A 17,370-nucleotide genomic window follows, 5' to 3' on the forward strand; every position below is an offset into this window, starting at 1 on the left:
GCTTTACTTTAAATGTGTTCTGAATAGTGCCAGGGCTCAAACCCATTATCGACAAAAGCTTCCACCGGCAAATCTGCACTCAGTAACAAAGCATCATCGTTATGCTGGTTAGATATCAACAACATGGTAACTACAAGACAAACAGATAACGCGGCTGCACCCAGCATGCGCGGGTGGCCGAATGACGCCCAGGACAAGATATCGCCAATGATTGGTGATGTTTGTTTGGTTTCGGCAAAGCGCCTTAAGGCATCTTGCCTGGCTTTGGTTAATCGTGCCTCAACCTCCACGGATAGTGGCGTAACATCATTTTTCAATAAATCCACACATTCACGTAGAGGCAATGGCAAGTCGTCTTCCGGATGACGTTGATTGCTCATGACTTTACTCCTCTTTTTTGCAACTTCTGACCACCGAGACCAGCTTGTTCCAACAACTGGGACATGGCGCTAACCGCTCTGGAACAATGCGTTTTCACACTTCCTTGCGAACAACCCATGGCTTCCGCAGTCTCGGCGACATCCAACTCCTCCCAATAACGCAATACGAATGCTTCTCGTTGACGTGCTGGTAACTTTTCTAAAGCTTTTCCTATCAGAATCATGGTTTGCGAGCGCTCGAGCTGGTCTGCAGGATTATTGTCGGCATCTTCAACATCTATTGTTTCCAGCAGATCAAACTCTTCATCATCCTGCGGACCAAAGGAAGAAAACAAAGAAGTCCATAAATTGCGGACTTTTTGCCGACGCCAATAATCACGGGTAGTGTTTTGCAGAATGCGTTGAAATAGCATGGGGTATTCAGCAATGGGCTTGTTGGCATATTTATCTGCCAATTTCAGCATCGCGTCCTGGATTATGTCCAGTGCGGCGTGGTCATCGCGCACAGCATAAGCCGTTTGCCTGAACGCCCGTTTTTCAATCTGACGTAAAAAATCTGATATTTCTTGCGCACTCGCCACTACGGTTCCTAATCCCCGAGATAATCAAAGTTTCCACTCGCCGATGCCCGTTATTCGCCGCATTCATGATTATTTTTTTGGCGGTCAAAGAAATAGGCATCGTTTATCTCCCTGTCGATTGGAGTATATCAGTTTTAATTTTATTACTGATAGAATAAGGCTTGATGGCTGCAAAAGTATGGCTCACCTCATGACAATCAAAAAAGAATTACCTATAAACGAAGGCATGCGCTCACATGCCTTGATCGTTAAACCATGGTTTCAGGAAACTGCACGATGGTCGCAGCAATGAGTACGCCTCAGCCAGAAAAAGCACCAGACTTACAGCATCTCAGACTGTACAGCCTGTATCGACTGTGTGCTTCGGGCATGTTGCTGGGCAGCCAGCTATGGCCGTATTTCAAGCACACCTTTCAGGCTCCTGCTTTTGTGTTCTGGATACTGGTCGTGTTTTTCTTTTATGCACTGACCGTCAGCTTCAGCTTCAGGCATCTTCAGTCTAAAAGCGGGCTCGCGTTAAAACTGCAAACCAGCCTGGATATTGTATTTATTGTCGTGATGATGCATTTTCTACAGGATGGCCAAAGTGGTATCGGTCTATTGCTCATCATTAATATTATCTTCGCCGGGCTTATCAGCGATGGCCGCTTTGCCATGTTTTATGCAGCAATAGCCACGATAGGTATCCTGCTTGAAAACACCCACCAGGTATTAAAACATAGCCTGCAAAATGGTAGTTACAATGATTACAGCAGTTCTGTGCTGCTTTCATTAAGTTGTTTTGCCACGGCATGGCTGGCGCAAACACTGACCTCACGCATGCAGAGCAGTGAAAAACTTGCCACTGAACGCGGGCAGGATATAGAACAGCTCGCGCGGACGAATGCGCTGATTACGCAGGAAATGCCCAATGGCGTGCTGGTGATTGATCAGCATCAGCGCCTGAAACATTACAACTTGCAGGCTTGCAAATTACTCGGGCTGGAAGATAGCCAATGCCAGGAGATCGTAAAATCGCAGGCAACATTGAGTATGCTGACCCCTGCCATCACTCAACTTTTGCACTCATCGCCAGCCAACAGACCGATATCACAGGATGCCACCAAACTTACGATTAATAATCGGGACTTAGGCATCCGCTTTCATGCCATTTCGGAAAATATGGACAATGGCGTGGTGATTTTTATTGAAGACTGGTCACAAATCCAAACCCAGGCACACCAGGTCAAACTGGCAGCCCTGGGCAGATTAACCGCCAATATTGCGCACGAAATCCGCAACCCTTTAAGTGCTATCAGCCATGCCACCCAGCTATTGCAGGAAGATTCGGTTGATCCTGGCACAGAGCGCATGCTGCAAATTATTTCGGATAATGTGCAGCGCCTGGACCAAATCATTAAAGATGTACTGGAACTGAATCGTCGTGACAGAACCAACCAGGAACAATTCAACATCAAAAACTTTATGCAGGAATTTTACCAGCAGTTTTGTGCCGTGGAAAAAATTGACCCTGCCGCCTTCACGCTCAGCATTCCGGAAAAACACGGCATGGTGATGTTTGATCGCAGACATATCAATCAGATATTATGGAATTTATGTAAAAATGGATGGCGTCATAGCAAGCAACAGCCACGTAGCCTGCAACTCAAAGTCACTGGAGATAAAAGCGGCCAGTTCATTCATGTGTTGATTAAAGATGATGGCAGCGGCATCGATCCAAAAATCCAGCCGCATTTGTTCGAGCCGTTTATGACCACGGAAAAAACCGGTACCGGCCTGGGATTATTTATAGCGCGTGAACTTGCAGAAGCAAATGGCGCCAAACTAGATTATTCAAGCAATACAAACGGCACTCAATTTTCACTGACTATTAAGAAGGCAATCGTTTAAATGGCAAACTCCTATCGCTGTCTGGTAGTCGATGACGAAACCGATATCCGTGAATTAGTCGTGTTGACCCTTGAGCGCATGGGCATACAGGCCGAGAGCGCAAGCAATGTCACTGACGCCAAACACATGCTGCACTCTTTCAGTTATGACTTATGCCTGACTGATATGCGTTTACCGGATGGATTGGGGCTGGAACTGGTGCAACATATCAATGCACAATTCCCGGGGTTACCGGTGGCGGTGATCACCGCTTATGGTAGTGCCGAGAATGCAGTTTCGGCATTAAAAGCCGGTGCATTTGACTACATTACCAAACCGATCTCACTGAAACAATTACGCCCATTGGTGGAATCTGCACTTAAGCTTTCTTCGCAAAAAGAATCGAATGGTGCCAATACCGTAGACCTGATTGGTGCATCTCCGGCCATGAGCTATGTGCGCACGATGATTGCGAAACTGGCGCGTAGCCAGGCGCCTGTCTACATCAGTGGCGAATCCGGCAGCGGCAAGGAACTGGCGGCCAGACTTATCCACCAGAACAGCTCGCGCAAGGACCAGGCCTTTATTGCCGTCAACTGCGGCGCCATCCCGGAAAACCTGATGGAAAGCGAATTTTTCGGCTATAAAAAAGGGGCATTTACCGGCGCCATACAGGATACACAAGGCCTGTTTCAAGCCGCCAATGGCGGTACTTTATTTCTGGATGAAGTGGCTGATTTACCGCTAGCCATGCAAGTAAAATTATTGCGGGCAATCCAGGAGAAAAAAGTACGTGTAGTTGGCAGCACCATTGAAGAAACGGTTGATGTGCGCATCATTTCTGCCACCCACAAAAACCTGAACGCCATGATGGAAAAAGGCGAATTCAGGCAAGACCTGTATTACCGCCTGAATGTGATTCAACTCAAAATGCCATCCCTGCGCGAACGGCCGGAGGATATTCCGGAACTCACTGAACGCTTGTTAGCTAAACTCTGCCAGAACCAGAATATCAGCAAACCCGCTATTGCGCCTGAAGCCAAAGTGTATATCCAGCAGCTACAGTTTCATGGCAATGTACGTGAGCTGGAAAACATGCTGGAACGCGCGCTGGCATTATGTGATGGACTTACCATCGCGATTGAGGATTTATCGCTGGAGGACATGCCACCGGTAGTGTTAAGTGACAAACCAGTGTTGCCATGGCACTCGCCCGCTGCTGCCGAAGAAAATGTCGATTCGTCTATATACCATTCTCCACGCACCGAGGCTGCATTAGCTGGTGACAGCGCGATTAAACCAGCCAATGCAGGTAACACCATGCTGCCTATGGATGTCAGCTTGTCAGATTATCTCGAGGATATTGAAAAACGGACCATCTTGCAGGCACTTGAAAAAACTAATAATAACAAAACGGCTGCTGCCAAATTGCTGGGTATCAGTTTCCGTACTTTACGTTATCGATTATCCAAACTTGGTTTATCTAAAGAACAGGATATTGAAGACGTAGAAAATGAAGAGGATTAAGATTTAAGCCGAAGTTGAGACTGGTAAATTAGCCGTTTAAAAAGATTAAGGACCTTCACAGGGCCTTAATCTTTTGTAAAACATGGTCTTAATTCAGAACAATCGCCAGGTAAATTAAATAGAACAGACCATTGACCAACAAGTGCCATACCAGCAAACCACCTTTGGCAACCCGGTAGCGTAACCACACCGCCGCCAGCAGAGTAATCAAAATCCCTAAAGCGACTTCCTGGCGTGGTGCCCAGTCTGTCAGCATAATGCCGATTGCGGGCAACAAGGTGCCTTGAAACACCATGGCGCCGGTAATATTACCGAAAGCCAGTGTATCTTTACCTTTGCGTATCCAAATAATGCTGTTTACTTTTTCCGGTAGTTCGGTGGCAATCGGGATAACCAGTAGTGACAACAACAGCGCTGATACACCAAGAATCGCTGCTGCGGTTTCCACTTCATTGATAAAGCCTTTGGCACCCGCAATCAGCAATCCCAACCCAATCAGCAACTGTACTACGATAGTTACAATATTGGTTGGCAGGCCAAGCTTGGAAAGCATCATGATGTCTTCAGCCTCGGTAGCGTGGCCTTCCTCGACCAACCCTCTAGAGGCTTTAATGGTCATCAACACATAAACAAAATAGATCAGTACCATCAGTATGCTGATCGCATACCGCACTATCGCTTCCGTATGCGGCACAAACATGGCAATGGTCGCAAATATAAATGCCAGGATAAAGAAATTCAGGTCACGGACCAGGCCAGTTCGCTCGGGACGAATATGGCCGGTGCTGCCGCGTCTTTTCCATACCGACAAAGCCATCAAGCTGATAGAAAGTGTACCCAGCATGAGTGGAGCGCCCAGAATTGCGCCTATGCCGATATCATGACCGGCATGGCTATCGCCCGTTGAGGAGGTGTAAGAGAAAATGGCCAGCAGGGGCACCAATGTTTCAGGAAGAGCCGTGCCAACTGCAGCAAAAATAGAGCCGGTCACACCTTCTGAAATACCGAGGCGTTCACCCAAATGCTCCAGTGCATTGGTAAACACTTCTGCGGCAATCAGTATCACCACCAACATTAATAACAACTGTAAGAAAACCATGCTTGTTCCTGTCCTGGCGGTAATCAGTTTCCATGCAGCCTCCGCCAATGCGGCATGGAATGACAAACTTGTGGTTGCGGGCGGAATCATAACGCAATTCGCACAAATTCACCTACAATGTTGGCATGTTGCCTGCGCTTTCCTCCTTCATAGAAATTGATACCCAAGGCATGGCCAGCCCATGCCGGATCATAAACTCACCCAATACGGATGACCGTCCTGCTGGTACCAGCATAGACATGATTGTCATCCATAACATCAGTCTGCCTCCAAACGAATTTGGCGGCCCGGGAATTATCCAGCTATTTACCAACCAGCTGGATGCCAATGAGCATCCGTACTATGCAGAGATTGCGCATCTGAAAGTGTCGGCGCATTTTCTGATCCGCCGTGAAGGTGAATTAATACAATTTGCCAGCTGCGCACAACGCGCCTGGCATGCAGGCGTTTCCTCATGGGAGGGCAGAGAGCGCTGTAATGATTTCTCTATTGGTATAGAGCTTGAAGGCAGTGACGAATGCGTATTTGAAGACGCGCAGTATCTGACCTTGCAAGCGCTGATTGACGCATTAAAAAAACGTTACCCAATCCAGCATATCGTTGGCCATTCAGAGATTGCGCCAGGGCGTAAAACCGACCCCGGTCCTTTTTTCAATTGGCAGCGGATTACACCATCCAGCTAGTCGTGCCAGCTTTGGTTTATAGTGAATATTCGAGGAATGAATTACTAGAACTTCCAGAAAGTACAAGCTTATTCCTTTTGAAACTAAGCTCAGCATTAACTTTTACCTAGACCCTCCCTTGCAGGGCTCCTTACTTTCTGAGATGAGTGGTGTTTTAAAAGTAACCTTCGATGAATAAGCATCGAAAAGCATTCAATTTACAGGCAGGTTCATAATTCACAACACCTTCTGCAAAACAATCAACTGCATATTCTCCACCTGCGCTTGCCACATATCCGGCTGATGCGGAAACGGCACCGTCTCCCCAGTCGCCTGGTATCCCAGCCGCTGATAAAATTCAATCAACTCCTTCCGCAGGCTAATCACCATCATTTCCGCCCGCTGTGCCTCCCACTGTGCTTTTGCCAGCTTTTCCGCTGCCAGTATCATGGTTTTCCCATACCCACGATTCTGCAATAAAGGCGAAACAGCAATCATACCTAAGTGCACCATCTCCGCGGAATCCGCATGCCTCTCCAGGCAAATACAGGCAGCCACTACCCCACCAGCTTCTTCACCTAGCAAAATACAGGTATCCTCGCTTTCAATCAGCGCCTGGATGGTGCGTTCACTGGTGCGCACACCGGAGAGTAAATCGGCTTCTGTAGTCCATCCAGCGCGACTAGTCTCTCCGCGATAAGCGGCATTGACCAATGCGCAAATGACGGGGGTATCTGAAACCTGGGCTATGCGTTGTTCTAACATGGATGGTTTAGCTCGAAGAATGGGATTCAGTCACGTGTTGTACCACCAGGCTGCCTATCATATCGCCTTCCACGTTAACAGCGGTTCTGACCGTATCGAGCAAGCGGTCTATGGGCAATAATATCGCAATCGCTTCCGCGGGCAAGCCTACACTTTGCAATACCATCACCATGGTGACCATCCCGGCACTTGGGATGCCAGGCGCGCCCATAGCTGCAATCATGGTAGTGAAGCACACCACCAGTTGCTGACCAAGCGACAAGTCAATCCCTGCCAGTTGCGCGACAAACAAGGCAGCAGCGGCTTCGTACAAGGCGGTGCCATCCATATTCACTGTTGCCCCTAGCGGCACGACGAACCCGGCAATCTCAGGTTTCACCTGCATATTTTGCGTGGCACAGCGCATGGTGACCGGCATGGTGGCATTGCTCGAGCTGGTCGCAAAAGCAGTGATTAAGGCTTCTTTGGCATTGCGCAAAAACCACCACGGCCGCTTGCGGGTGATCAGGAATAATAAAGCAGGCAACACGACCAGCCCATGCAGCAAAGTCGTACCGGTGACCACCAGCATAAACTTGGCCAAGGTGGTAAACAGGCTCAAATCCTGTGTGGCTACCAGCTTGAACAGCAAGGCACCAATCCCGAACGGTGCCAGGCGCATGATCCAGCCTATCATTTGCATGGATAAACGCATGCCTTCTTCAATCAAACCCAGCAATTGCGGATAGCGGTCTGAAGCCATCACCAGCGCAATACCCAGCAACAATGCGTAAGCGACGATAGCGAGAATATTACCATCAGCCAGCGCTTTGAAAGGGTTCATGAAAATGCCATGCAGAAACTGGGTGAAAAACTCGGGCAAAGTCATTTGCCTGGATTCAAACTGCTGCATTGCATCGGCAAACATGGCCAGATGCAAGCCTTCGCCCGGTTTGAAAATCTGGCTGGCACTAATACCGATGACCACTGCAATGATGGTTGTGGTGGCAAAGAAGAGGAGAGTGGTTTTCCACACCAGGTTAATCTGACTATGCTGCCGCAGATTGGCAATCCCGGTCACAATGGCACAAAACACCAGCGGGATCATCACCATTTTGAGTAAGTCTATAAACAGCGTACCGACCAGATTGGTGGCGTAAAGACTCCACTTTAGTGTTTCTGAATGTGCGGGCAAGCCATGCATCGCCCACCCCCCGGCAATACCCAGCACCGCAGCGATGAGTATTTGCAGATTCAGAGTCAGTTTTGTCATTTCTATGCTTTAAGAATTAATCAATCGTGGATTAAGAATAACTCAAAAAAGTAGTATTGACATGTCCCAGTCGTCTATTGCTGATTGATTGCTGCCTCTAATCTACTGGGACAAAGATAGCTGCTAAGCCCAATCTAATCGATGCTTCAGCAGCTTATAGTGTTTTCTAATCAAGAATCCTTTGCGACCTCGGTTGTTTGACCCGCCTTCTCAAATACCGCCGCAAAAAAGCCATCCGTCCCGTGCAAATGCGGCAGTTGTTTCAGGTATTCGCCAGTATCCAGATCAATGTTCTGCTGTGCCAACACTTGACTGGCAGGGATCAATTTAAAGTCTGGATGCGCTTGCAGAAATGCTTCGGCGATCGACTCGTTTTCATCACGCAACAGGCTACACGTCGCATAAATCACGCGGCCACCTGTTTTGCACAGTTTGGCTGCACGCGCCAGAATATTGGTTTGTTTTACATTTAACTCGGCTACGTCTTGCTCGGTTTGGCGCCACTTCAGATCCGGGTTGCGGCGTAAAGTCCCCAAGCCGCTACATGGCGCATCCACCAGCACACGGTCGAACTTGCCGTTCAGGCGTTTGAGTTTTATATCATTTTCATTGTTGATCAGCTGCGCCTGCAGGTTGGATAATCCACTGCGTTTCAAGCGATGGCCTAAATTATTCAAGCGTTTTTCAGAAACATCGAACGCGTACAAGCGACCGGTGTTTTTCATCAAGGCACCTAGCGCAAGCGTTTTGCCACCAGCGCCTGCGCATAAATCAGCCACCATTTGCCCGCGTTTTGGGGCAACCAGGTAACTCAGCAATTGGCTGCCTTCATCCTGCACCTCAATCTTGCCTTCGGTAAACAGGATGTGTTTGCCGATATTCAGGCGTGAGCCCATGCGGATACCGACTGGCGAATAGGGCGTGGTGGTAATCACATTATCTTTAACGGTATTTTCAGCCAGCATGCGAGCAAGCACTTCTTCGCGGGTAGCTTTGATAGTGTTAACGCGTAAATCCAGGCTGGCTTGCTCGAACATGCTGCGGCAGATGGTCATGGCTTCGGCTTCGCCGTATTGCGCCACCAGTTTGTCCCAGAACCAGTCGCGTACATCGGCCAGAATGGCGGGCGCAAACCCTTCGCTGGTTTTGCTTTTAATTTGCACGGCCCATTCTTTTTGGCGCTCGTCTAGCATCTCGTCGAGGTCGCGTATGCTTTTGCCTTCTATCTTGATCAAATAGGCCAGGATCAGTTTACGCGTGTCTTCCTGTTCATCAGGCTCTGTGATGCTGATTTCGCGCAAGTAGCGATAGCGACGCAATACACCATAGGCGGTTTCAGCGATCCAGGCACGCTCTTTAGTGCCCAGCTCCCTATGCTGGCGAAAAAACTCACTGAGTTTGCCATCGGCCGGGCTTTCGAACTGCAGCATGTCGTTTAATAAAGCCGCCGTTTGGCGCATAAGGGTGGAATTCATAAATGTCTTTCAAATATGTTACGTCTTGCGTTATTCAGTGATCAAACGTGTGGCGACTTGCTCAATCACCATGCCGTTTTTTTCCTGTTTTCTGATCTTGACTGGCACATAGCGGTAATCGCTCGCCAGCCATAATTCAATTTTTTCGTCGGTCTCGCCACGGGTATGCGCTATGTGTACCGTTTGAATGGCCTGGTCAGCGATCACCATCGAATCTTCACCCTCAAACTCGTATTGGTAGGTATTCAGGCGTCGCCCGTTGGTGAGTGCAATATGCATTTCCTGCAGTGGCGGCACAAACATAAACTGGTACATAAAGCTGAGGATATCCTGTGTGTTACGTGGCAGGTCCAGCCGTTGCTCGCCCTTGGACGATTTCAGGGTAATAAAATTGGTTTCCCAATCCAGAGTCGCTTCATATATTTTGTCCGCCTTGCTGCCAAACGCATAACGGTAAAAATGCGGTTTTAATCCATGTGGGCCAATGTCACCGCGGCTTTGTTGCTCAAGCGTCGGGTAGAGCAATTTTAACAGACCACGCCCTTCAACCACCCAGCGGAGGCTGTATTGGCCGGATGGTTCCTGCGCATAATCTATTTTTGCGCTGCCCGCAGGCTGCTTTTCGCCATTTACAAACACCGCATACTCAGTACTTACCCGCTGATAAGGCGGCGGTAGCGCCGCATCCGGCTCTGCGATGGCACTATCAGTTTCATGCCAGGCGGCAATTTCTGCCTGCCGGGCTTCTTCTGCCTGCACTGTGTCCTGTTCGCTCATTTCTGCGGGTTGCGATGCAACAGGAGATTCGGCCACAGGTTCTGGTGGATCTTCAACTGGAATAGCTTTTGGCGCTGGTTCAGACTTGGTTACCGGTGGCTTTTCTTTGGCTACAGCTTTGACTGGTGCTTTGACCGGCGGCTTGACTGGCGCGGCTTCAAGCTGCGCACTTAACAAGGTTGGTGGCGGCTCTTCGCCTGAAAACCAGCTTTGCCAGGCAACCTCCTTCACAAGCAGCACATGCACAAGCAAGGATACGCATAACGCCAACGCTAATCGCCAGGAAACGTGTTGCCGTATCCATTTTCGCAGGCCTTGTGTGTTAATCACGCGCTTTCCCGATGTGGAGAATACCCGTTATTGGCCAGTGATGCTGGTGATCACTTGTTCCATGCGTTTACCGTCATCCTGCACGACTAACTTTACTGGCAGATAACCTTTGTCTTTGGCCAGATAAAGCGTTTTTTCGCCCTCGCTGTCTTCCAGCTTGATCACATTAAATGTACCAGCCTCGGTTTCCAACGGTGTCTTTTCTTCACTTACTACAAATGTGTGTGGCGATAGTTTCTTACCATTATTGATCAACAACTTCACCTGCTTGCCTTTTGGCGGTTGCCACATCCAGCAATACAATATGCTTAATAAATCCTGGGTACCTTTCTCCAGCTTTTCGGTTTCCTGTTCGCCTTTCACCTGCATATTGAGTACTTTTTTGCCCCAGTCAAAATCACTTATCAAGGCTTTATCAGGATGTTTGGATTGACGGGATTCAAAATGTGCAGGGCGTAACGTATTTTGGGCCACATCGCCCTGGCTTGAGAGTGTGCGCTCACCCATTAGCTTGTAAATACCTTTACCTTCGGCCAGCGAGTCGATCTGGTATTTATTACCTGTCACCGTCAGTTGGTCTTTGACACTACCTATAGTAACGCCTTGCTGAAGCAGGTCATACTTGAGGGTGAGCTGCTTGGGCGCTGCCGATAAATTCGCGGAAGCAACAAACAATAGTGCCGCCAGCCCGCTGACGACCCTATGATGTAAGCGAATCGGATTCATTACACCACCACAGTCGGCGCTTCGCCAGCCTGTTGCGTACGAATCTGGCCAATGCGGTATACCGTTTCACCTGAACCAGCCAATACAGTTTGTGCCTGCTCGGCATGTTCGGCAGCAACGATGATGGCCATGCCAATACCACAGTTAAAGGTACGGTACATTTCCACCGAAGCGATATTGCCCTGAGCCTGCAACCATTGGAACAGCGGTGGCAATGTCCAGCTCGATTTTTGCACTTCTGCCGTCAGACCTTCAGGTAACACGCGTGGAATATTTTCAGTAATGCCACCGCCGGTGATATGCGCCATGCCTTTGACCGGCAAGGTTTCCAGCAATTTGAGCACGGATTTCACATACAGCCTGGTTGGTGCCATCACTACATCTTTGAATTTACGGCCATGGAAGTCTGATTCCATATCAATGCCAGATTGTTCAATCAGTTTGCGGATCAGAGAATAGCCATTGGAATGCGCGCCGCTGGAAGCCAGGCCCAAAATCACATCACCTGCTTTGATGGTAGAACCATCAATGATATTGGCTTTATCGACACAACCAACCGCAAACCCTGCCAGGTCATATTCACCCGCCGGATACATGCCCGGCATTTCGGCAGTTTCACCACCGACCAATGCACAGCCGGATTCTTCACAACCTTGGGCAATCCCTTTAATCACGGCGGCGGCCGTGCCAACTTCCAGTTTGCCACAGGCAAAATAATCGAGGAAAAACAGCGGCTCGGCGCCCTGCACCAGAATGTCATTCACACTCATGGCTACCAGATCGATACCTACGGTGTCATGCTTGTCGAGTTGGAATGCCAGTTTGAGTTTAGTACCTACACCGTCAGTACCGGAAACCAGAATGGGCTCCTTGAATTTTTTTGGCATGGCGAACAATGAACCAAAGCCGCCAATGCCACCCATGACTTCCGGGCGCATGGTGCGTTTGGCAAATGGCTTAATCTGCTCGACCAGCGCATCACCAGCTTCCATATCCACACCGGCGTCGCGGTAAGTGACTGAAGTTTTATCAGAAGAAGTCGTCAAAGTACTCTCGTTTCTTTCTATGCTATGAATATTTAATTCAATATAAATTCATGGATATTGCAACAAAGCGTGTTACATCCACGAAATTCAGTATAATTTTAAGAATAATCATTATTTTAACGCATCTTGCCAGTTCGACCTATGCCGGATTGAGTGTATGCATTACAGGCGCCCATGTCAGATCACGAGTATCAAACGTCCAGTGTGACTCAGTTTGTCAGCGAAAATCGCTGGTGGATCGTGGCTGCGCTTTTCATTTATCTGTTTTATTTGCTGGAACCTGTGCTGACGCCCTTTCTGGCAGCCATGGTGATTGCCTACATGCTGGACCCGCTGGTAGACCGGCTCAGTGAAGCCGGATACCGTCAATGGAAAGTTGGCCGCACTCTGGCGACTTTGCTAGTGATGGCTGGCGTGATTCTGGCGCTGATTGGTTTGATGCTGATTATTCTCCCGCTGTTGCAACAACAATCAATGCTCATTGTGCAACGCTTGCCGGCAGTGGTGGATCATTTTCATCAGCAGGTGGAGCCCTGGCTGCTGCAGCATTTTGGCATTCGTTTCAATGTGAACCCGGCCTATATACAAAAACTGTTGACCGAGCACTGGCAATCAGCGAGCAGCTTTGTTGGCAGCGTATTATTGAGTGCCGGTCAAAAAGGCCTGAACCTGATTGGCATGCTCGCCAACATACTCTTGCTGCCCGTGGTGCTGTTTTATTTTTTGCGCGACTGGGACGATATGATGACCAAAATTGGTGAGTTGATTCCACGCGACCTGATAGGCCGTGTCAAAAAAATCGTCAAGGATATAGACAGTGTAGTGGCCGAATTTCTCCGCGGGCAGTTATCAGTGATGCTGTCGCTTTGCGTGTTTTACAGTGTTGGCTTATGGCTGGTTGGCCTCGATATGGCACTGTCTATCGGCATGATTGCCGGCTTACTCAGCTTTGTACCTTATCTCGGTTTTGCCCTGGCGTTTATTTTGGCCATGATCCTGGCATTATTACAATTCGCCTCACTGCCAGAAGTGGTTCCAGTGCTACTGGTGTTTGGCGTCGGCCAGTTTGTAGAAAGCTTTTTCCTGACACCTATCTTGGTCGGTGACCGTATCGGCCTGCATCCGGTACTGGTGATTTTGGCTTTAATGGCGGGCGGGCAATTATTTGGTTTTGCCGGGGTGTTGCTGGCGTTGCCGGTCAGCGCTGCCATTGCCGTCGGTTTACGCTACGTCAAAAATAGTTACTTGCGTAGCGACACTTACCTGCACAGCCAGGCATCAGTAATTCACTTATCGGATGACTGACCTTTTAATTTTTAAGCATTCGCTGTGAAACAATTATTACTGAATATCCAACCCCCGGCCGCACCGGGGTTTGGCAATTTTATTGTCGGCCAGAACCAGGAAGCTCTCAGCAGCCTGCAAGCAGCACTGGCCGGGCATGCGCCTTCACCTTTTGTATATTTATGGGGTGTTGCGGGCAGTGGTAAAACGCACTTGCTACTGGCAGCCCAGGCCATGGGTGCGCATATCGCCGATGATGTGCATACCCTGGATGAAGAATCACAAATCATCCTGTTTGATACCTTTAACCAAATCAAAGCCGAAGGCGGTGTATTGGTGACCGCCGGCAACCATGCACCCACGCAAATGGGTTTGCGGGATGATTTGGCTACCCGTTTAGCGTGGGGATTGGTCTACCAGTTACAGCCATTGAGTGATAACGAAAAAGCCGATGCTCTGCGTGCGCATGCGCGTGACCGGGGTATGAAATTACCCGATGAAGTGATCGCTTACTGCCTGAAATACTTACGCCGCGACTTACCGACACTAGTGGCAGTACTTGATGCGCTGGATGAATGGTCACTGACGACTAAAAAGCCGGTGACAGTGCCTTTGCTAAAAAACATGCTGCAACTTGAACTGGCAAATTAATGCACTATTCACCATTAAAACTGTAAGAATTTTTACCGTTTTTCTTCGACACATACATCGCCTTATCGGCCGCATGTAATAGCTGTTTCACTTGTTTGCCATGCCGCGGATACTCGGCAACGCCTATACTCACGCCAATATTAAGTGCCATGGTTCTGACAATCACCGGGCGCGAAAATAACTGTATCAATCGTTGCGCGAGTTGCACTAACTCCATGCGGTGCATATAACTGCCCACCACCAGCACAAACTCATCGCCACCCTGGCGGGCAAGAAAGTCCGTTTGCCGGAGCACTTTCTGGAACATATGAGAAACTTCAATCAGCAGTGCATCGCCAATTTCATGACCATACTGGTCATTCACCTGCTTGAATCCATCTAAATCCATAAAGAAGATGGCAAACGGTTTTGAAGTGTGTTTTGACCGCTGGAAAACACTTTCCAAATGTTCATCCACACTGCGCCGGTTTGGCAAACCGGTCAGCAGATCATGGTCAACCTGATGGCTTAACTGCTCGGTGACCGCCTGGGTTTCCAGCATCTTGCCTAACAAATCGGTGGTACTGCGGTACGAAAACAGCAACACGCCGATAATCAGCATACACAGCAAAATAGCGCCGATCACCGCCTGGATCACGCGCTGGCGTATTTCTTTTTCGTAATCCGCCCGCAAATGCTCAAGCTTGCTATCCATCTCGCCCAAGCGATCATCAATCAGCTTCATCAACTCTCGGCTTTTATCTTTACTCAGCGTAAGGTGTGAGGCATAGGAACCGGCGCGCATTTGCACCTGGATGCTGATATCCATGGCATCAAATTTTCGATTCACTAATTGTTTAACCGTTTCCAGTTCGGGGCGAACTTCACCCACAGAGGCTACACGCCTATCCAGGCTGGCAAGCACTCTACGCGTGTCTGTACGGCCCTGCTCCATCGTATCGAGGAACAAGGTATGCCCGGTCAGCAAATAGCCACGCTGGCCGCTTTCAGCATTGGTGATGGCTTTACCTAGTGCAGCCACGTCATAGCGCTGCCGGTCTACCGAATCTTTTTGCTCCGAAAAGGCCACCAGCTGATACATAGCGATAAATAACCATATCATTGAGACGCACAGAATAGTTGCGGCAATGATTAACGGGGTAAGTATTTGGCGCTTGTAATTAAACATAATTCCTCTAACGACCAAATTCGACACTAATTAAATAGAACCGATATAAAAATCTACCATACGCTAAGACTGGATGTAATAAAATACGTTTTTGATAGATAACCACTATCCATGAGATATTTATGCTACGAATTACTGAAATCAAGCTTCCATTAGTACAAGCGGAGACGCTTAAGCATCAAGACGATAAAATCAGGGCTGCTATCCTCAAGCGGCTGGAAATTCCTGAGAGCGATTTGATCCATTTTGAAATTTTCAAGCGCGGGGTGGATGCGCGTAAATCACATGCCATTCTTTATGTGTACAACATCGATATCGAGGTCAAAAACGAGTCTCAGATTCTTGCCAGGTTTAAAAAAGATCCCCATATCAAACCTGCGCCAGATACCAGCTATAAATTCGTTGCCACCAATACGCAGGCTTCGGAACACAGGCCTGTCGTAGTCGGCTTTGGCCCGGCAGGTATTTTTGCAGCCCTGATATTGGCGCAAGCCGGTTTTAAGCCTATCGTGCTGGAGCGTGGCAAAGAGGTACGTGAGCGGACCAAAGACACCTGGGGATTATGGCGTAAAGGCAAATTGAATCCTGAATCCAACGTGCAGTTTGGTGAAGGTGGCGCAGGCACTTTCTCCGACGGCAAACTGTATAGCCAGATTAAAGACCCCAAACATTACGGGCGCAAGGTATTGCAGGAGTTTGTCAAAGCTGGCGCGCCGGAAGAAATTTTATATATCAGCCATCCGCATATCGGTACGTTCAAGCTGGTCAGTATGGTCGAGGAAATGCGTAGCACCATTATCAGCCTGGGCGGTGAAATCCGTTTCAATCACCGCGTCACCGAGATTGATGTGCAGGACCAGCAAGTGCATGGCGTTTTCTTGCAAACAGGCGAATATTTATCTACCCGCCATCTGGTACTGGCCGTCGGCCACAGTGCCCGGGATACTTTTGAAATGGTTTACAACAAAGGCATTTTTGTCGAAGCAAAACCGTTTTCAATCGGCTTCCGCATTGAGCATCCACAAAGCCTGGTAGACCGTGCACGCTATGGCAAAAGTTACAGCGATGACATCCTGCAAAAACTGGGTGCAGCAGATTACAAACTGGTACATCATGCGAAGAATGGCCGTAGTGTGTACAGCTTCTGTATGTGCCCAGGGGGAACTGTAGTCGCCGCCACGTCTGAGCCTAACCGCGTGGTGACCAACGGCATGAGTCAATACAGCCGTAACGAGCGCAATGCCAATGCGGGTATTGTGGTCGGCATCACGCCGGAAGTAGATTACCCCGACCATCCATTGGCAGGCATTGAGTTACAGCGTCAACTCGAAAGTCATGCGTTTGTATTAGGCGGCAGCAACTACTCGGCGCCGGGGCAATTGATTGGTGACTTTCTGGCAAATCGCCCTTCTACCGAGTTTGGTGAAGTCACGCCTTCCTATACGCCAGGCGTGCATCTGACTAACCTTGAATCCGCCTTGCCAGAATTTGCGATCAACGCCATCCGCGAAGCAATTCCGGCGTTTGCCAAGCAGATCCCCAATTTTGATTTGGCAGATGGTATTTTAACCGGTGTGGAAACACGTACTTCCAGCCCGATACGCATCAAGCGTGACGATGACACGCTACAAAGCCTCAACACCAAAGGCTTGTTTCCCTGTGGTGAAGGTGCTGGTTATGCTGGCGGTATTTTGTCAGCGGCTGTGGATGGCATTAAAGTGGCTGAAGCAGTTTCTTTATCGCTAAACTCATCAATGAACAGCCTTAAATAAAAAAAC

Annotated in this window: 16 protein-coding genes; 6 read left to right on the forward strand and 10 right to left on the reverse strand. The window is 48.8% G+C overall.

Annotated elements, in window-relative coordinates; translation table 11 throughout:
• Positions 1-8: 8 nt before the first annotated feature.
• A complete protein-coding gene (locus ASG34_RS07455) occupies positions 9-380 on the reverse strand; it encodes a DUF3619 family protein (RefSeq protein WP_055828787.1) in 372 nt (123 codons plus the stop codon).
• Entirely contained in the window at positions 377-961 is a 585-nt protein-coding gene (locus ASG34_RS07460; RefSeq protein WP_055828790.1) for an RNA polymerase sigma factor, read from the reverse strand. Before ASG34_RS07460 ends, ASG34_RS07455 begins: the two co-directional genes overlap by 4 nt.
• Before the next feature lie 276 nt (positions 962-1,237).
• On the opposite strand from ASG34_RS07460, the gene ASG34_RS07465 reads away from it, so the two are divergent.
• Both ASG34_RS07465 and ASG34_RS07470 read left to right on the forward strand, forming a co-directional pair.
• The gene (locus tag ASG34_RS07465) at positions 1,238-2,851 is read left to right on the forward strand and encodes a sensor histidine kinase (RefSeq protein ID WP_082504836.1); all 1,614 of its coding nucleotides are present in this window, start codon (positions 1,238-1,240) and stop codon (positions 2,849-2,851) included.
• Positions 2,852-4,357 (forward strand): sigma-54-dependent transcriptional regulator, encoded by a 1,506-nt coding sequence (locus ASG34_RS07470; RefSeq protein WP_055828795.1) that lies wholly within the window; start codon positions 2,852-2,854, stop codon positions 4,355-4,357.
• Between the two features lie 88 nt (positions 4,358-4,445).
• Here the strand turns inward: ASG34_RS07470 and ASG34_RS07475 are convergent, their stop codons facing one another.
• On the reverse strand, positions 4,446-5,456 hold the full coding sequence (locus tag ASG34_RS07475) for a sodium:calcium antiporter (protein WP_055829177.1): 1,011 nt from the start codon (positions 5,454-5,456) through the stop codon (positions 4,446-4,448).
• A gap of 125 nt (positions 5,457-5,581) precedes the next feature.
• On the opposite strand from ASG34_RS07475, the gene ampD reads away from it, so the two are divergent.
• Positions 5,582-6,139, forward strand: a complete 558-nt coding sequence (gene ampD / locus ASG34_RS07480) for a 1,6-anhydro-N-acetylmuramyl-L-alanine amidase AmpD (protein WP_055828799.1) — start codon at positions 5,582-5,584, stop codon at positions 6,137-6,139.
• Between the two features lie 216 nt (positions 6,140-6,355).
• On the opposite strand, the gene ASG34_RS07485 is transcribed toward ampD, so the two are convergent.
• The 6 genes from ASG34_RS07485 to purM form a co-directional block, all read right to left on the reverse strand.
• A complete protein-coding gene (locus tag ASG34_RS07485) occupies positions 6,356-6,883 on the reverse strand; it encodes a GNAT family N-acetyltransferase (RefSeq protein WP_055828801.1) in 528 nt (175 codons plus the stop codon).
• 7 nt (positions 6,884-6,890) lie between these two features.
• On the reverse strand, positions 6,891-8,135 hold the full coding sequence (locus tag ASG34_RS07490; protein WP_055828805.1) for a dicarboxylate/amino acid:cation symporter: 1,245 nt from the start codon (positions 8,133-8,135) through the stop codon (positions 6,891-6,893).
• A gap of 170 nt (positions 8,136-8,305) precedes the next feature.
• On the reverse strand, positions 8,306-9,610 hold the full coding sequence (locus tag ASG34_RS07495; protein WP_055828808.1) for an RsmB/NOP family class I SAM-dependent RNA methyltransferase: 1,305 nt from the start codon (positions 9,608-9,610) through the stop codon (positions 8,306-8,308).
• A gap of 30 nt (positions 9,611-9,640) precedes the next feature.
• Positions 9,641-10,717, reverse strand: coding sequence for a DUF3108 domain-containing protein (locus tag ASG34_RS07500; protein WP_235559701.1), 1,077 nt, complete (start codon positions 10,715-10,717; stop codon positions 9,641-9,643).
• 27 nt (positions 10,718-10,744) lie between these two features.
• Positions 10,745-11,443 (reverse strand): DUF3108 domain-containing protein, encoded by a 699-nt coding sequence (locus tag ASG34_RS07505; RefSeq protein ID WP_055828811.1) that lies wholly within the window; start codon positions 11,441-11,443, stop codon positions 10,745-10,747.
• Entirely contained in the window at positions 11,443-12,489 is a 1,047-nt protein-coding gene (gene purM, locus ASG34_RS07510; protein ID WP_055828814.1) for a phosphoribosylformylglycinamidine cyclo-ligase, read from the reverse strand. The genes ASG34_RS07505 and purM overlap by 1 nt, the downstream gene beginning before the upstream one ends.
• A gap of 174 nt (positions 12,490-12,663) precedes the next feature.
• Between purM and ASG34_RS07515 the strand changes: the two genes are divergently transcribed.
• Positions 12,664-13,794: an AI-2E family transporter gene (locus ASG34_RS07515; RefSeq protein ID WP_055828816.1), complete on the forward strand. Its 1,131-nt coding sequence runs from the start codon at positions 12,664-12,666 to the stop codon at positions 13,792-13,794.
• 24 nt (positions 13,795-13,818) lie between these two features.
• Positions 13,819-14,424, forward strand: a complete 606-nt coding sequence (locus tag ASG34_RS07520; protein ID WP_055828820.1) for an HdaA/DnaA family protein — start codon at positions 13,819-13,821, stop codon at positions 14,422-14,424.
• 4 nt (positions 14,425-14,428) lie between these two features.
• Here ASG34_RS07520 and ASG34_RS07525 read toward each other — a convergent pair whose 3' ends face one another.
• Positions 14,429-15,526 carry a diguanylate cyclase domain-containing protein gene (locus tag ASG34_RS07525; RefSeq protein WP_055828823.1) on the reverse strand — a complete coding sequence of 366 codons (1,098 nt, stop codon included), beginning with the start codon at positions 15,524-15,526 and terminating at the stop codon, positions 14,429-14,431.
• Positions 15,527-15,714: 188 nt separating this feature from the next.
• Between ASG34_RS07525 and ASG34_RS07530 the strand changes: the two genes are divergently transcribed.
• Positions 15,715-17,364, forward strand: coding sequence for an NAD(P)/FAD-dependent oxidoreductase (locus ASG34_RS07530; protein ID WP_055828825.1), 1,650 nt, complete (start codon positions 15,715-15,717; stop codon positions 17,362-17,364).
• Positions 17,365-17,370 lie beyond the last annotated feature (6 nt).

The organism is Methylophilus sp. Leaf416 (assembly GCF_001424665.1).
Lineage (GTDB): Bacteria > Pseudomonadota > Gammaproteobacteria > Burkholderiales > Methylophilaceae > Methylophilus.

What these genes read in the sequence shown, in the direction of transcription:
- ASG34_RS07455 (WP_055828787.1), bottom strand. Translation starts at nt 380, where the DNA reads ATGAGCAATCAACGTCATCCGGAAGACGACTTGCCATTGCCTCTACGT.
- ASG34_RS07465 (WP_082504836.1), top strand. Translation starts at nt 1,238, where the DNA reads ATGGTCGCAGCAATGAGTACGCCTCAGCCAGAAAAAGCACCAGACTTA.
- ASG34_RS07470 (WP_055828795.1), top strand. Translation starts at nt 2,852, where the DNA reads ATGGCAAACTCCTATCGCTGTCTGGTAGTCGATGACGAAACCGATATC.
- ASG34_RS07475 (WP_055829177.1), bottom strand. Translation starts at nt 5,456, where the DNA reads ATGGTTTTCTTACAGTTGTTATTAATGTTGGTGGTGATACTGATTGCC.
- ampD (WP_055828799.1), top strand. Translation starts at nt 5,582, where the DNA reads ATGTTGCCTGCGCTTTCCTCCTTCATAGAAATTGATACCCAAGGCATG.
- ASG34_RS07485 (WP_055828801.1), bottom strand. Translation starts at nt 6,883, where the DNA reads ATGTTAGAACAACGCATAGCCCAGGTTTCAGATACCCCCGTCATTTGC.
- ASG34_RS07490 (WP_055828805.1), bottom strand. Translation starts at nt 8,135, where the DNA reads ATGACAAAACTGACTCTGAATCTGCAAATACTCATCGCTGCGGTGCTG.
- ASG34_RS07495 (WP_055828808.1), bottom strand. Translation starts at nt 9,610, where the DNA reads ATGAATTCCACCCTTATGCGCCAAACGGCGGCTTTATTAAACGACATG.
- ASG34_RS07505 (WP_055828811.1), bottom strand. Translation starts at nt 11,443, where the DNA reads ATGAATCCGATTCGCTTACATCATAGGGTCGTCAGCGGGCTGGCGGCA.
- ASG34_RS07515 (WP_055828816.1), top strand. Translation starts at nt 12,664, where the DNA reads ATGTCAGATCACGAGTATCAAACGTCCAGTGTGACTCAGTTTGTCAGC.
- ASG34_RS07525 (WP_055828823.1), bottom strand. Translation starts at nt 15,526, where the DNA reads ATGATATGGTTATTTATCGCTATGTATCAGCTGGTGGCCTTTTCGGAG.
- ASG34_RS07530 (WP_055828825.1), top strand. Translation starts at nt 15,715, where the DNA reads ATGCTACGAATTACTGAAATCAAGCTTCCATTAGTACAAGCGGAGACG.